The 15,270-nt window shown below is 45.7% G+C and carries 9 protein-coding genes; all 9 read left to right on the top strand.

Annotation, left to right across the window (positions count from 1 at the left end; translation table 11 throughout):
* The first annotated feature begins 70 nt into the window (after positions 1-70).
* The 9 genes from glnA (DTOX_RS18245) (at position 71) to DTOX_RS24995 (ending at position 15,249) form a co-directional block, all read left to right on the top strand.
* Entirely contained in the window at positions 71-1,402 is a 1,332-nt protein-coding gene (glnA, locus tag DTOX_RS18245; RefSeq protein WP_015759151.1) for a type I glutamate--ammonia ligase, read from the top strand.
* A gap of 282 nt (positions 1,403-1,684) precedes the next feature.
* A complete protein-coding gene (gene glnA / locus DTOX_RS18240) occupies positions 1,685-3,019 on the top strand; it encodes a type I glutamate--ammonia ligase (protein WP_015759150.1) in 1,335 nt (444 codons plus the stop codon).
* Positions 3,020-3,506: 487 nt separating this feature from the next.
* Entirely contained in the window at positions 3,507-8,072 is a 4,566-nt protein-coding gene (gene gltB / locus DTOX_RS18235; RefSeq protein WP_015759149.1) for a glutamate synthase large subunit, read from the top strand.
* A 29-nt stretch (positions 8,073-8,101) separates the two neighbouring features.
* Positions 8,102-9,586, top strand: coding sequence for a glutamate synthase subunit beta (locus DTOX_RS18230; protein WP_015759148.1), 1,485 nt, complete (start codon positions 8,102-8,104; stop codon positions 9,584-9,586).
* A gap of 525 nt (positions 9,587-10,111) precedes the next feature.
* The gene (locus tag DTOX_RS18225) at positions 10,112-11,284 is read left to right on the top strand and encodes a sensor histidine kinase (RefSeq protein WP_015759147.1); all 1,173 of its coding nucleotides are present in this window, start codon (positions 10,112-10,114) and stop codon (positions 11,282-11,284) included.
* Positions 11,272-11,922 carry a response regulator transcription factor gene (locus DTOX_RS18220; protein WP_015759146.1) on the top strand — a complete coding sequence of 217 codons (651 nt, stop codon included), beginning with the start codon at positions 11,272-11,274 and terminating at the stop codon, positions 11,920-11,922. Before DTOX_RS18225 ends, DTOX_RS18220 begins: the two co-directional genes overlap by 13 nt.
* Before the next feature lie 182 nt (positions 11,923-12,104).
* Positions 12,105-13,160: an InlB B-repeat-containing protein gene (locus DTOX_RS18215; RefSeq protein ID WP_278184596.1), complete on the top strand. Its 1,056-nt coding sequence runs from the start codon at positions 12,105-12,107 to the stop codon at positions 13,158-13,160.
* On the top strand, positions 13,133-15,121 hold the full coding sequence (locus tag DTOX_RS18210; protein ID WP_015759144.1) for an InlB B-repeat-containing protein: 1,989 nt from the start codon (positions 13,133-13,135) through the stop codon (positions 15,119-15,121). The genes DTOX_RS18215 and DTOX_RS18210 overlap by 28 nt, the downstream gene beginning before the upstream one ends.
* A 5-nt stretch (positions 15,122-15,126) precedes the next feature.
* On the top strand, positions 15,127-15,249 hold the full coding sequence (locus DTOX_RS24995) for a hypothetical protein (RefSeq protein ID WP_015759143.1): 123 nt from the start codon (positions 15,127-15,129) through the stop codon (positions 15,247-15,249).
* The last annotated feature ends 21 nt before the right edge of the window (positions 15,250-15,270 follow it).

The following is a 15,270-nucleotide window of genomic DNA, read 5'->3' as shown; positions in this document are numbered from 1 at the left end:
GGTAAATTATGTATTATTATCTATTTTATTAAATATTTTTTATACAAGATATGAAAGGTGGCATAAAAACATGGATGCTGCAATAAAAATGGAGGTTTTTGAAAAAGTTCGGGAGGCGGGAGTTAAGTTTATTAGATTACAGTTTAGCGATATTTTTGGGCTTTTGAAGAATGTTGCTATTCCGGTGGAACAATTAGACAAAGCATTAGACGGTGAGTTAATGTTTGATGGTTCCTCAATTCATGGTTTTACACGTATTGAAGAGTCAGACATGTATTTACGTCCGGATCCGAAAACCTTTGTAATTTTTCCCTGGCGTCCACGTGAAGGGGCTGTTGCTCGTTTAATCTGTGATATTTATAATCCCGATGGCACTCCTTTTGAAGGTTGTTCCAGGCATATTATGAAAAAAACTCTGGCAGAGGCTAAAGAGTTGGGTTATACCATGAATGTAGGGCCCGAATTAGAATTTTTTATGTTCCATGTGGACGAAGAGGGTCGTCCTACACTGGAAACACATGATCGCGCCGGTTATTTTGATATGGCTCCGGTAGATTTAGGCGAAAATGCCCGCCGTGATATGGTACTAACACTGGAAGATATGGGTTTTGAGGTAGAGGCCTCTCACCATGAGGTAGCTCCCGGTCAGCATGAGATTGATTTTAAATATTCGGATGCTTTGGATATTGCCGATAAGATTATGACATTTAAATTTGTTGTGCGTACTGTTGCACAACGTCACGGTTTGCATGCGACATTTATGCCTAAACCGATTTTCGGTATTAATGGTTCCGGTATGCATATGAACCAGTCTTTATTTAAGGATGACCAGAATGCTTTTTATGATCCGAGTGGGCCGAATGCATTAAGTGAGACAGCTTATTATTATATTGCCGGTTTGGTTAAGCATGCACGTGCATTGGCGGCTATTACCAATCCTACTGTAAATTCATATAAACGTTTGGTACCCGGCTATGAAGCACCTGTATATATAGCCTGGTCTTGCCGCAATCGCAGCCCTCTTATAAGAGTACCTGCTAAGCGTGGACTGTCAACCAGAGTAGAATTAAGAAATCCCGATCCCTCCTGCAATCCGTATTTAGCTATCTCTGTGGCTTTAAAAGCAGGTTTGGATGGCATTAAAAACAAGCTTCAGCATCCGGCTGCGTGTGATCGCAATATTTATCATATGAATGCTGCTGAGCGTTTGGAAAACAATATTCCCAGTTTGCCTGGCAGCCTGAGAGAGGCTTTGGATGAATTAGCCGCTGATCCGGTAATTAAGAGTGCTCTGGGAAATCATATCTTTGATCGTTTCATGGAGTCAAAACTTGTTGAATGGGATAACTATCGTGTACAAGTGCATAATTGGGAAGTTGAAGAGTATTTGACAAAGTTCTAATATGTTTGGTGTAATTTTTATTTATGGCATATATTTTCCCCTTAATTAGGGGACTACCATCCTTCTATAATCCCTCACCTTAATTAGGTAAGGGATTTTTTCTTGCAAAATGTGTGGATTTTCTTAAGGAGATATGCTATAGTTTATTTTAAATATAAATGGGGTACAATGTTGTGCCTAAGGCAACGGAGCCTGCATGCAGGGGTGAGAAATACCTGTAGGTGTGGCCTTTTTGCGTTTTTTGGACTCCATTGATTAACCGGGGGAAGGTGAATTAAACAAATGTCTAAACTTACTAACGACGATGTTCGTAGTTTAGCAAATGATTTGGGAGTCAAATTTATCCGCCTACAGTTTACAGATATTTTTGGCGTCTTAAAAAATGTTTCGATTACCGTTGAACAGTTGGAGAAGGCTTTAGCAGGGGAGTTAATGTTTGACGGATCATCTATTGATGGTTTTGTGCGTATTGAAGAATCCGACATGTATTTACGCCCTGATCCTTCCACTTTTGTTATTTTTCCTTGGAAACCCAGGGATGGGGCGGTTGCCAGACTTATTTGCGATATCTATAATCCTGACGGTACACCTTTTGAAGGTGATCCTCGCTTTGTTTTGCGTCGATCTTTGCAGGAAGCGGAATCTATGGGTTACAGCACGATGAATGTGGGGCCGGAGGCTGAATTTTTCCTTTTTCATGTTGATACTGAAGGCAGGCCGACTACTGTTACCCATGATCGGGCCGGCTACTTTGATCTGACTCCGGTAGACTTAGGGGAAAATGCCCGGCGTGATATGGTTTTGGCTTTGGAAAGTATGGGATTTGAAATCGAGGCTTCTCACCACGAGGTGGCTCCGGGGCAGCATGAGATTGATTTTAAATATTCCGATGCTCTGGATATAGCCGATAAGATAGTTACATTTAGATTTGTTGTTCGCACTATTGCCCAGCGGCATGGCTTGCACGCTACTTTTATGCCCAAACCGATTTTCGGTATTGCCGGTTCCGGTATGCATTTAAATCAGTCCTTAATGAAGGATGGTAAGAATATCTTTTTTGATCCTAATTTGCCCAATCAGATGAGTGAAGACTCTATGTATTATATTGGCGGCTTGCTTAAGTATGCCCGTGCTATTGCTGCGATCACTAATCCCAATGTAAATTCCTATAAACGGCTTGTATCAGGTTACGAAGCTCCTGTATATATAGCCTGGTCCTCCCGTAACAGAAGTCCTCTGATTCGTGTTCCTGCTAAACGGGGTTTGTCAACCAGAATTGAATTAAGAAGTCCTGATCCGTCCTGCAATCCTTATTTAGCACTGGCAGTTTGCCTGCGGGCCGGTCTTGATGGTATAAAGAATAAAACAATGCCCCCACCTGCCTGTGACCGCAATATTTATGATATGACTGATGCTGAACGCAGTGAATTAGGCATTGGCAATTTGCCGGAGAATCTTTATGCCGCTTTGTTGGAACTTCAAAGAAGTGAATTGATGCAGGATGCACTTGGCAAACATGTCTGCCAGCGATTTATAGATGCTAAGCTTATTGAGTGGGATCGCTATAGGATACAGGTTCACCCATGGGAAATTGAAGAATATTTAACAAAGTTTTAGATTTTAAGCAGTCCTGAGACAAAACAATTATTATACGTCAGTGCAATAATTGTTTTGTCGAAAGTTCTGTAAACATACAAAGGGATGCCTTATAATACCTGGCCTTTAGTATACAATATTCTTCTTTTGCCGGAGTTGACTTTTTATCTAATAATGATATACTTAGGCAAAGTTAATATTAAGGGCGAGGGTGTCCGCAATTAGATCTTATATTGGTCTATTTTGGGGCGTTTTTTTTTCTTGGGTTTTTGATTAGTATTGTAATAGAAAAATAACAAATATATGTAAACCTGATATTTAGTACAGTGTGGTACTGGTTATCTGGAAGGCAAAGGAGCCTTGGAATGCAGTTAAATCTTGTTTGGATTTGCTGTGTCCGGGTTTTTTTGTTTTGTTAGGGGTGTATTTAGTAATACCTGTTGGTTATTCATTTTGTAGATTTATTTCGCAATTAGTTACTTAGAAATCTGTACAAGGGTGTGCTATTATGCAACAGAGTTATGGTCTGCCAAGAAGACAAGGTCTGTATGATCCGGCCTTCGAACATGATGCCTGCGGTATGGGGTTCGTTGTGAATATCAATGGCGAAAGATCTCATGATATAATCGATCAAGCCTTAACCGTACTGGAAAACTTAAGCCACAGAGGCGCAAGTGGAGCTGACGAAAATACAGGAGATGGTGCCGGAATACTGATTCAGATCCCTCACGATTTCTTTAAACGGGAAAGTGAAGTTATCGGTTTTGATTTACCCGAACAAGGAAGCTACGGCGTAGGGATGATATTTGCCCATAAGTATGATGATTTTCGGAAAACTCAGATGGAAACCTTTGAAAAAATTGTCCGGGAGGAAGGTCAAAAAATCCTGGGCTGGAGGGAAGTTCCTGTCGATAAAGCGATTATTGGGGAAAGCGCAAAAGCAGTAATGCCCCGTTTTGTTCAGGTTTTTATCAGCAAGGATGCCGGTATCAAAGACGAGATGGATTTTGAAAGAAAGCTTTATACCATTAGAAAACGTGCAGAAAAAGTTATAGTACCGATGTGTGAAGATAAGGGCGGGGCTTTCTATATAGCCAGCCTTTCCTCAAAAACCATTGTTTATAAAGGCATGCTGACTGCAGAACAACTTCGGAACTTTTATCTTGATCTTGCCGATCTTGATTTTGTATCAGCTCTGGCTATGATCCATTCGAGGTTTAGCACCAACACCTTTCCCAGTTGGGAGAGAGCACATCCCAATCGATACCTCGTTCATAATGGTGAAATTAATACTATCAGAGGTAATGTCAACTGGATGAAAGCCAGACAGAAATGTATTGATTCACCGCTTTTTGATGATATTTCGAAAGTCTATCCCATTGTCGACGAGACAGGCAGTGATTCTGCAATGTTCGACAATAGCCTGGAATTCCTTCATCTCACAGGAAGGTCTCTTCCTCATGCTGTGATGATGATGATCCCGGAACCCTGGGAAAGAAATGAGCTCATGTCCCAGGAGAAGAAGGATTTCTATAAATTCCATGATTTTCTTATGGAGCCCTGGGATGGCCCTGCGGCTATGGCTTTTACTGACGGTGTAGTTATCGGTGGAGTACTGGACAGAAACGGGCTCCGGCCTTCCCGGTATTATGTTACCAAAGATGACAGGGTGGTCATGGCTTCGGAAGTCGGGGTCATGGATATCAAGCCTGAAAATGTAAAGTATAAAGGACGGCTGGAACCAGGCAGGATGCTGCTTATTGATACAGAGCAGAAGAGAATCATCTCTGATGAAGAACTCAAGAGAAGTGTTTCGATGTCACAGCCCTATGTTGAATGGAATAGTCGTCATATCATTCCCTTATGCAATATTCCCGTTGAAAAAGTGAAGGAAGAGAGCGTAAAGGGGGAGCTGGTTAAGCGGCAAAAAGCTTTTGGTTATACGTATGAAGATATTAAGTCAATTATTCAGCCTATGGCCGTCACGGGTGTAGATCCTGTTGGAGCAATGGGTATGGATTCTCCTTTGGCTGTATTATCGGAGAAACCTCAAATGCTGTATCTTTACTTTAAACAGCTTTTTGCACAGGTTACCAATCCTCCTATTGATGGAATAAGAGAGGAAATCATAACTTCCAGCAGTATCCTCCTTGGGAACAGTGGAAACCTGCTCGATCCCGATCGGGAAAATACGGCCAGTATAGCCTTGGAGCATCCGATATTAACTAATGAACAGCTTAATACGATTAAGCAGCTAAACAATGACAAGTTTAAGGCAGCGACGATTTCCATCCTTTATAATATGTCAAAAGGGGCAAGAGCAATGGAACGAGCCCTGGACAGGATTTTTAAAGAGGCGGATAAGGCAATCAGGGAAGGGGCTAATATCATTATTCTTTCGGACAGAGGCGTTAATGAGAGTCTCGCACCGATCCCGGCACTTTTAGCCTCATCCGGATTGCACCAGCACCTGATTAGAAAAGAGATCAGAACAAATGTCGGCATAGTTTTGGAATCCGGAGAGCCAAGGGAAGTACACCATTTCTGTACGCTTATCGGTTATGGGGTCACGGCAATCAATCCGTATTTAGCCTACGAAACAATTAAGGAGCTTGCTGAAAAAGGGTTACTTGAAGGTAAGACTTACGAAGATGGCATAAAGAACTTTATTAAGGCTTCCGTTAAAGGTATGCTTAAAGTGCTCACCAAAATGGGTATTTCAACAATCAAAAGCTATCACGGAGCTCAGATTTTTGAGGCAGTGGGTCTTAGAAAAGATCTGATTGACAGGTATTTTACTTTCACACCTTCGAGAGTCGAGGGGATAGGGCTTGAAGAAATCGCCACGGAAAACCAGCTGCGGCATGAGAGTGCCTATCTGGAAAATTCACCTTATGCGGGTACCCTTGAAGTAGGAGGTTATTTTCAGTGTAAGGATGATGGGGAAGTCCATATGTACAATCCCGAAACTATTTACCAGCTTCAGAGGGCATGCCGGGAAGGAGATTACTCTCTATATAAAGATTTCTCCAGGAAGATAAACGATGAAGAGATATACACTTTAAGGAATCTTCTTGATTTCAAGTATGATACAGGTGATACTATTCCCATTGAGGAAGTGGAACCGGTTGAGGCAATTGTCAGAAGGTTTAAGACCGGAGCTATGTCCTACGGCTCTATCAGCAAGGAGGCTCACGAATGTCTGGCTATCGCTATGAACAGGCTGGGCGGAAAGAGCAACACCGGTGAAGGTGGAGAGGACATCGAAAGGTTCAAGGTTATGGACAATGGGGACTCTAAAAAAAGTGCTATTAAACAAGTTGCCTCAGGGCGTTTCGGTGTGACCAGCAATTATTTAGTGAATTCTCAAGAAATACAAATAAAAATGGCTCAGGGGGCAAAACCAGGTGAAGGCGGCCAACTTCCGGGACGCAAGGTTTACCCGGCAATTGCCAGGGTTAGGCACTCAACTCCGGGTGTGGATCTTATTTCGCCGCCGCCGCATCATGATATCTATTCCATTGAAGATTTGGCTGAGCTTATCCACGATTTGAAGAATGCCAACAAGGATGCCCTGATTAACGTTAAACTTGTTTCTGAGGTTGGGGTTGGCACAATCGCTGCCGGGGTAGCGAAAGGAAAAGCTGATGTAATCCTGATTAGCGGTTATGATGGCGGAACCGGAGCCTCTCCACGGACTAGTATCAGGAATGCGGGACTTCCGTGGGAATTGGGACTTGCCGAGACTCACCAGACTTTAGTTCTCAACAAGCTAAGGGACAGGGTTGTTTTGGAAACAGACGGAAAGATGCTCTCGGGAAGAGATGTTATTATTGCAGCAATGCTTGGGGCGGAAGAATACGGTTTTGCCACAACACCTCTTATTGCCTTGGGATGTGTAATGATGAGAGTTTGCAACCTCAACACATGTCCGGTGGGCATAGCCACTCAGAATGAAAAATTAAGAAAGAATTTCACGGGCAAACCCGAGCATGTTGAAAACTACATGCGTTTTGTCGCTCAGGAAATGCGTGAAATCATGGCTAAACTAGGCTTTAGAACAATCGATGAAATGGTTGGACGGACAGACAAATTGAAACATAAGGAGAATACCAAGCATTGGAAGGCAGCTACGGTAGATCTGTCTCGGGTGCTCTATCAACCTTATGCCGGTGCTGATGTCGGTCGGTTCCATAGCCAGGCACAGAATCATGGGCTGGATAAATCACTGGATATGAAGAGGCTGCTCAGGATGTGTAAGCCGGCGCTGGAGAATGGTAAATCCATTAGGGCTAAAATAAAGATTAATAATACTGACCGGGTAGTCGGAACGATTATCGGAAGCGAAATCTCTAAGAGATACGGTGAAAACGGGCTTCCTGAGGATACTATCAAGCTCACCTTTGTGGGTTCTGCCGGACAGAGCTTTGGAGCATTTATTCCCAAAGGGATGTCTCTAGAACTGGAAGGTGATGCCAACGATTATTTGGGAAAAGGCTTATCCGGCGGTAAAATTATAGTTTATCCTCCTAAAAACTCTGATTTTGAGCCTGATAAAAATATCCTGATCGGAAATGTTGCCTTCTACGGTGCAACTTCAGGAGAGGCCTATATTAATGGGGTTGCAGGTGAAAGGTTCTGTGTAAGAAACAGCGGGGTTAAAGCGGTCATCGAGGGTGTTGGTGACCATGGTTGTGAATATATGACAGGCGGTAAAGTTGTTGTTCTGGGTAAAACAGGAAGAAACTTTGCTGCGGGAATGTCCGGTGGTGTAGCGTATCTATTGGACTTTGACGATATATATTGTAACAAGTCTATGGTGTTGCTGGAAAAGATCGAATCAGAAGAAGAGTTAAATGAGATCAAATCCATGATTGAAAAGCATGTTGAGCATACCGGCAGTCCTTTGGGTAAGAAGGTTCTCAATGATTGGGCAGGCCATTTACAGAGATTCACCAAGGTAATACCTAAGGATTACAAACTTATGCTGGAAAACATTGATAAAGCATACAAGGCGGGCTTTAGCGGTGAGGAAGCTTTAATGGTCGCGTTCGAAGAGAGGTTTAAAAGCTAAAGGACTTTAGAATTAAGGTGGGACTTACAATGGGAAAAGCTACTGGATTTTTAGAGTATGAAAGAATCAATCCAAAGAAACGGTCTCCGGAAGAACGCCTTCAAGATTGGAATGAACTAAGGCTTCCTCTCGACCCTGAGGTTGTTAAAATACAGGGTGCGAGATGTATGAGTTGCGGAGTTCCTTTTTGTCACGGTGGAGTACTCTTAAACGGCATGGCCTCAGGCTGTCCCCTGCACAATTTAATACCGGATTGGAATGAATTAGTGTATGAAGGGCAGTGGCAAGAGGCTTACAAAAGGCTGACGAGAACCAGCCCTTTTCCGGAATTTACTTCAAGAGTCTGTCCTGCACCCTGCGAAGGAGCTTGTACAGAAGGTCATATTATGGAGCCTGTTACGATTAATACTATTGAATATGAAATTATCGAAAAGGCTTTTGCTGAAGGCTGGGTAACACCGGTTAAAAGCAAATCGACTGAAAAGAAAATCGCTGTTGTCGGGTCCGGGCCCGCGGGGATGTCAGCAGCCTACTATTTAAATGCCGTAGGCCATGACGTGACGGTGTACGAACGAAGCGACAGACCGGGCGGTCTCTTGATGTACGGGATTCCTAATATGAAGCTTGAAAAAAGAATTGTGGAAAGACGGATTGAACTGATGAAGGCCTCAGGTATCCGGTTTGTGCTCAATACTGAGATAGGTAAGGATATTGCCGCACAGGAACTCGTTGATCGGCATGATGCAGTGGTGTTGTGTGCCGGTGCAACCAAAGCGCGGGGACTCGATGTGGAAGGAAAGGAACTTAGGGGAGTTCACTTTGCGGTCGACTTTCTGGCGGTTAATACGAAAAGCCTGCTGGATTCCAATTTGCAGGATGGGAACTATATCAGTGCCAGGGGCAAGAATGTGATTATCATTGGCGGAGGGGATACAGGAACAGACTGTGTTGCCACCTCCCTCCGGCATGGCTGCGAGAGTGTTTACCAGTTTGAGATTATGCCTGAACCGCCTAAAAAGAGAGTAGAAGAAACGAATCCCTGGCCGGAATGGCCTATTAAGCTGAAGGTGGACTACGGCCAGGAAGAAGCTATCAGCCTTTATGGTAAAGACCCGAGAAATTACCTCATCTCTACTAAAAAGCTTGTAGGCAATGAAAACGGTGAAGTTAAAGAAGTTCATACCGTAGAAATTACCTGGGTAAAGAATGCTTCCGGAAGAATGGTTCCTGAGGAAGTTCCGGGTAGTGAAAAAGTATGGAAAGCTGATCTTGTGCTTCTGGCCATGGGATTTTTAGGGCCGGAAGATACGATTCCGAACGAACTTAAGCTGGAGAGAGATTCCCGCAGTAATGTGCAAGCAGAATTCGAAGTTTTCGAGACCAATGTGGAGAAGGTATTTGCCGCAGGTGATATGAGAAGAGGTCAGAGCCTCGTGGTCTGGGCTATTCAGGAAGGAAAACTTGCTGCCAGGGAAGTTGATAGATATTTGATGGGCAAAAGCGTAATTAAATAGCAGACTAAACCCGGAAAGCAGCAGTTTCTCGTCTTTGCAGGATCTGAGACCGGCTGACAGAAGCCAGAGATAGGTTTGAAGCGGCAGACCGTTCATGCCGGATGACCAGATATGCGAGAAGACGGTGTTGCCCGCAGGAGATTCCACCGGTACGGAGGAATTGCATAAAATATTAGATTGATAAAAGTGAAAGGCAAAGGAGTTTCTCCTTTGCCTTTCTTGTTTAATGAGAGTGATATGGTGGAAATCAGAATTATTGCGGATCCATGCAATAAACTCTAAATTAAACATGATACAATTTATTGCGTAATACAATATTTTGTAGCATAATAATAGAAAACTTTATCGGGAGAGATGATAGAGATTATTTAACGGTAAAAGAAGCAGGTTAAAAATGGGGCGTGGGCACCCGGATTGTAACAATATATTGTAACGAAAGCAGGATTGAGGGCGCGGTGAAAATAAAAAATGGATCCTAACATAAGACGGCTTTTTTTATCCCTATACTATTTTGGAATCTTCTTTGTGGCAATTACATTGTATTTTGATAAAACTTCAGATCGTCTGATTGCCGGGATACTCTACATAATACTGATGGCGCTAATGACATACCATCATCTTTGCTATAATAAACCGGAAGGACTGCTGCCCGGGGGGAAAAAGCTTATGGTGGCAGAGTTGGCTTGCGCGTTATGCGTTCTGTATTTTGAACATTCCGTATTCCCGGGCATTTCTATTGTTCTCATAATTTCTTATGCCATATTGGTCTATGAGGCTCGTTTCAGCGTACCCTATACCTTGATTGCCCTTTTTGCCTACATAGGGATATTGTATTATAAGGCTGACGCGCCTGTCTTGTATGATTTCTGGCTTGAAAACAGGGTAATCCTGCTTCCCCGAATCATAATTATTTTGGTGATTATCAATACGCGCAACGTAATTAATTCGGATCAGAAAAACAGGAAGCTTTCCGCATCGTTGGCGAAAAAAAACCGTGAGCTTGAAGCGGCAATGGATCAAATGGCGGTATATATGGACGAGTTGAAGAAAACAGCGGACCTCCGGGCAAGAGAACGGCTTATGCATGAGCTCCATAACAAGCTTGGGCATATCCTGGCGACCGCTTCCATAGGGGCTCAGGCAACTGCGGTTTTGATGGACAAGAATATTTCCCACGCCAAAATGCAGCTGGAAAGCGTGGCACAGCAAATCCGCGCCGCCATGCAATCCCTGCGCAGCGTGATCATAGGTGAGGCAAGCTATCCTTCAGACATTGGCTGGGACTATACCGACAGAATCCTCAGCCTTATTTCGGAAACTGAAAGGCTTACCGGAATAACGATAGTCCACAATTTGTCCGAAGCGCCGGCAAAGGAGCTTGATGAGCTTGCCGTCCCTAAACAGTCTTTTCTATACAATACACTTATGGAAGGGCTGACAAACGGCCTGAGGCATGGGAAGGCTACCGGATTTGAGTTTGAATTAAGAAAAACAGGCGGGCGAATTCTTTTCAGGCTGCAGGATAACGGTACTGGCTTTCATAATATTAGATACGGGTATGGGCTGACAAAAATTCAAAAAGACGCGGTGCGTTTCGGAGCAGAACTAAAAATTAGGGGGTATGCCGGCTGTGTCATAGAAATTGTGATTTCTGATGAAGATGAATCAATGGGGAGGATGGCAAAGTGTCAAAAATAAGGGTAGTTATAGCCGATGACCAAAATCTGATTTGTGACGGGATACGCATCATACTTGATTCCCAACCGGATATGGAGGTAGTCGGTATAGCTGACAACGGACAAAAGGCGGTGGAATTCGTAAGTGCCTGTCAGCCGGATGTGGCCCTGTTGGACATCAGTATGCCTGTGATGAGCGGTATCGAGGCACTGAAGGAAATCAAGGTCAATTATCCGAAGACAGTGGTGTTGATGTTGACAACTTTTGATCCGGATGAATATATCATCGGGGCTTTCCGCAGCGGCGCAGACGGTTATTTGTTGAAGGACATGACGGCGGAAAAATTGGTTGTGGCAATTCGCAATGCCTTTAACGGCAATGTTACCATGCCTGCGTCAATTGCCTCCAGAATTATTGTACATATTCATGAAGATGTTAAAAAAAACAGTCTGCAGGATTATGGATTAACACAGCGTGAAATAGAAATAGCCGGACTGATGGCAAGGGGCTTCAGCAATGAACTTATTTCTATAACACTGGGAATTTCCTTGGGAACTGTCAAGAATTACATCAGCGTGATATATTCCAAGCTTGAAGCTAATAGCCGCCAGGAGGCGATACTTGTCATCAAGGGACTCAATTATAGTGAAAGCATCTAGACCGTACAAATTTTGTACGGTTTTTCCGACTAAAAGTCATATGACTTTTAGTCGGAAAGTAACTTGTGTTTCCCCTGACCATTTAATAAAATTTTACTTGAAGTATTTTAATCCAGGGAAGGGGAAATCCGGTTTATGAAAAAAAACTGCCTGAGGATTAATGGACGGGAAATCCCCACACCCTGAAATATAACGCCAACGGCGGCGCCGGTACGATGACCAATAAAGCAACGAATACAGGTCAGCAGTTCTATTTGGCAAGCAATACATTCACCCGGGCCGGATACAGCTTTGCCGGCTGGAACACGACACCGGCGACTGGTTACGTACAATATGTCAACGGTGCGCTCTACACGATGCCGGATGCCGATGTGATTCTCTATGCAAGCTGGAATGCAGGTAACTTCACCTTAAGCTATAACGCCAACGGCGGCAGTGGAACGGCACCGGCGGGGGAGACCGTGGTCATGGGCAATACCTTCACGGTGGCAAACAACACCTTCACTCCCCCGGCGAACAAAAAGTTCAAGGAGTGGAACACGGCGGCGGATGGCTCCCGCACGGCGTATTCGCCGGGAACGACAGCTGCGGTGCCCCCGCAGAACCTGACGCTGTACGCCATCTGGTGCGACTACACGCCCGTCGAGCGGATTGACGCCGACCTTGACGCCCTCGTATGGGACGCTATAAAAAGCGGCAACAGCACGGAAAATAATGTTAAAGCGGCCCTTAATCTACCAAAAATAGGGGCAAACGGCACGGCCATAGCCTGGAGCGCACTCCCCACGGGTATTATTAACACCGATACGGGTGCCGTAACAAGGCAGCTCGTCGACCAAGCGGTTGCTTTGACCGCAACGGTTTCCTATATGGGCGGGACGGAAAAGCCAAAGACCTTTAACCTGACTGTTCCCGCTATCCCGGGCAAGTTTGAGGCGGAAGACGCGGTTATTTACAAAGCGAAGGTTTTCGGCGATGCTCAGGCTGTGGGGCTTTGGGAGGAAAACAGGTTGGGGATATCAACCAAAAGGGAAGCAGCTACGTCCAATGGAACAGCCTGCCCCAGTCGCCTATGGTTGAAATCCGCTACGCCAGCCCAAACAGCGGAACGATCAGCATTTACAAAAATGGCGCGCATATTCAAGACGTTACATTCGCCTCTACGGGTGATTGGTACGGCGAAGGGTGCTTTAGCAGCCTATGGCTTCCTTTGGAAATTGCCGGCGGAGACAGCCTGAAAGTTCAATATGACAAGGGTGACGCGATATTGAATCTGGATTATCTCGCGTGTTACGCAAGCCTGATCAAGGGCGCCGTCATCAGCCCTGCCAGCGGGACCTTTTACAAAGCTGAGCCGGCGAATGTGACCGCGACCGTCACCTTGAACGACGCGGTTTCCATATCCGACATCAAGGCGGGTACAACCTCCATCGGGACGGGAAGCTACAGCGTGACCGCCATCGACGGCGACACAGCCACCCCGGCCCTGGCCATCAATAAGGAATATCTGGCGGCAAAGGCCCCGGGCAACCTCGTATTGACTGTCGTATTCGCCAAAGGCGCACCGGCGACGCTGACCATAGCGATTAACGATGCGGTACCGGATACCCCAGTCAGCATCGCGGCGATCACAGGTGTGACAGCTCCGGTATGCGGCGCGGCGCCTGCGGCAGGGATCATCGAAACGGCACAATACACCGGGACCGTGACCTGGAATCCTGCCCATAACCCCTTTGCGCCAATCACGGTGTATACGGTGACCATCACTCTTACTCCTAAAGCCGGTTATACCTTTAACGGTGTTACCGAGAACTTCTTCACTGTGACCGGAGCAACCGCGACCAACGCTGCCAATTCCGGCATAATCACGGCGGAGTTCCCGGCGACGGGAGCAGAGCCTGCGGTGACCTACAGCGCCACCTACGACGCCAACGGCGGTACCGGCACCGCCCCGACAGAGAGTGTCAAAACCGCCGGCGCAACCTTCGCGGCGGCAAACAATACATTTACCCCGCCGGGCGGTAAGAAGTTCAAGTACTGGTATACCAATCCCCTTTGCACGGGAGGCACCGCTTACGCCAAGGACGCGCCGGACGCGACGGTGACCATGCCGGCCCACGACCTTATCCTCTACGCCGTTTGGGAAGATGTAAGCACAGCTGTCAAAAGAGGTTACCTGGAAGTCAAGACACTGGCCGGAGGGGCAGTGAAGCTGAACGGCGATTCGGCGCCCCTTTCGACGGTATATAGCGAGCCGTGTGAAATGGGTGACCCCATTCGCCTGGAAGCCAAGGCAAATTCGGGATATATCTTTGCTTATTGGCTGAACGTGGAAAGCTCAAGCGTCATTTCCACCAGCCCGGATTATGAAATCATTATGGGATCAGGGATTAACCTGATAGCGGTGTTCAGCAAAGCTCCCGCTGCGGGGGACACTTGTTACACCGTTACATTTAAAGACAAGAACGGAAGAATTCTGCAATCGACGAATGTAGCGAAGAACGGATCGGTAACTCCTCCCATCGCTCCCCCGCTGTTCGGGTACAGCTTCTCTCATTGGAGCCATTCGTCGGGCAGCGTAACCTCCGATATGGTTATCACCGCCGTCTATGTAAGAAAAGCGGATGACCATACGGTAACCGTGACGGGCGGAACCCTATCCACAGGCGGAAATAACGGCAGCTACAGGTTCGATATGCCGGTAACGGTGGTGGCGGACACCGCGCCGGACGGACGAAAATTCAGCCATTGGGAGCAGGACGGTAAAAAGGTAAGCACGAAATCCACGTTTACATTCTTTACCCCTATGGAGAACACCACGCTTGTCGCCGTGTTTGTTGACAACGGTGGGGTGATTGAAAATAAACCGTTTATCACATTGTCTGATGATGTAATGGTAAATTCGACAAACGGGACCATCATGTTCACGGCAATCAAAGATCTTCCGGCTGGCTTCACTTTGGTGGAGAGCGGCGTGTTGCTGCTAAAATCACCGACAGCGGTGGCTGACCTGAAGGTGGATACTCCCAATGTAATCCTCGGCAAAATACTGGATACCTCCGCCAGCCAGTTCTATATCATCAAGGGGAATGTTGAAGACGGCGACACCTGGTACGGGAGAGCCTATTTGATTTACAAGGACGGCGCAGGCCATACGGCAACGGTATACAGCGCTAATATTGCGCAGGGAACGAGGTGACGACGATGAAAAAGCCCTACGAAAGCCCGGAAATCGAAATCACCGAATTTGAGATCAGCGAGAACATTACCACCATCACCGCCAGTAGCGATGATCAACTCGGGGCACCTATGGCATGGTATGAATAACTAAAACAGGCAGGCGGACAT

Origin of the sequence: Desulfofarcimen acetoxidans DSM 771 (assembly GCF_000024205.1) — a bacterium.
Lineage (GTDB): Bacteria > Bacillota > Desulfotomaculia > Desulfotomaculales > Desulfofarciminaceae > Desulfofarcimen > Desulfofarcimen acetoxidans.
The sequence above is the reverse complement of the archived record's forward strand: the minus strand, read 5'-3'. Positions and strand labels throughout refer to the sequence as shown.

Bases quoted from the DNA above. Each gene is read 5' to 3' on its own strand.
- glnA (WP_015759151.1), top strand. From the start codon at position 71: ATGGATGCTGCAATAAAAATGGAGGTTTTTGAAAAAGTTCGGGAGGCG.
- glnA (WP_015759150.1), top strand. From the start codon at position 1,685: ATGTCTAAACTTACTAACGACGATGTTCGTAGTTTAGCAAATGATTTG.
- DTOX_RS24995 (WP_015759143.1), top strand. From the start codon at position 15,127: ATGAAAAAGCCCTACGAAAGCCCGGAAATCGAAATCACCGAATTTGAG.
- gltB (WP_015759149.1), top strand. From the start codon at position 3,507: ATGCAACAGAGTTATGGTCTGCCAAGAAGACAAGGTCTGTATGATCCG.
- DTOX_RS18230 (WP_015759148.1), top strand. From the start codon at position 8,102: ATGGGAAAAGCTACTGGATTTTTAGAGTATGAAAGAATCAATCCAAAG.